1 protein-coding gene is annotated in these 1,096 nt (G+C 33.4%); it reads left to right on the top strand.

The features are described 5' to 3' along the window. On the top strand, positions 1 to 1,096 hold a 1,096-nt coding region (glmU, locus tag AA81_RS13910; protein WP_103899368.1), incomplete at both ends, for a bifunctional UDP-N-acetylglucosamine diphosphorylase/glucosamine-1-phosphate N-acetyltransferase GlmU.

Below are 1,096 nucleotides of genomic sequence, written 5' to 3'. Positions count from 1 at the left end.
TGAGCAAAAAGAAAGGTTGGGAACGGGTCATGCTGTAATCTGTGCAGAAAAATTTCTCGATGATAACGATATTTTGATACTATACGGTGATGTACCTTTTATCTCTTACCATACTTTAAATACTCTCATTGAAAGACATTTAAAAGATAATAACAGTTCGACCATACTCTCAGTAAGACTAGAGGATCCAACTGGTTATGGACGCATAATAAAAAACGAAGATAAATCTGTCAAAATAGTCGAAGAAAAAGATGCCGATACTTCTGAAAAGCAAATAAAAGAAGTTTATACAGGGATTGCCGTTTACAAAGGAGAACAATTAAAAGAAGCCTTGCACTATATCACTCCACAAAATGCTCAAGGAGAATATTATTTAACCGATGTTTTTGAGTATTTGGAAAAAGTTGGTGTAGTAGAGTTAGAAAATGAAACAGAGGTTATAGGTATAAACGATAGAATTCAGTTAGCGCAAGCTGAAAAAAAGATAAGAAATGAAATTTTAAAGAAACATATGTTGAATGGAGTTACAATACAGGATCCAGATTCCACTTACATCTCTGCCGATGTAAGTATTGGCCCTGATACAATAATTTATCCTCATACATTTATATATGGAAAAACGACCATTGGAAAAGATTGTGAAATAGGTCCATTAACAAGGATCAAAGATTGTATTATAGAAGACAATGTGAAAATAATTCGCTCAGAATGCGAATTAAGTAGAATACAAAAAAATGTTTCTATAGGTCCTTTTTCAAGGCTAAGAGAAGGAACAGAGTTGCAAGAAAACGTTAAAATAGGAAATTTTGTTGAAACTAAGAAAGCTAAAATATCTTGCAACAGTAAAGCACAGCATTTAACTTATTTAGGTGACACTTATGTTGGAAGAAATGTAAACATTGGTGCAGGAACCATAACATGTAACTATGATGGTAAGAAAAAGAACAAGACCTTTATAGATGATGGAGCCTTTATTGGAAGTAACACCTCTTTAGTTGCACCTGTTAATATTGGAAAAAATTCTCTTGTAGGAGCTGGGTCTGTGATAACAAAAGATGTGCCAGACAATGCTTTAGCCTTAGCAAGAGCACATCAA

It is taken from the genome of Petrotoga halophila DSM 16923 (assembly GCF_002924615.1).
This window is presented reverse-complemented; position numbering and strand designations above follow the sequence as displayed.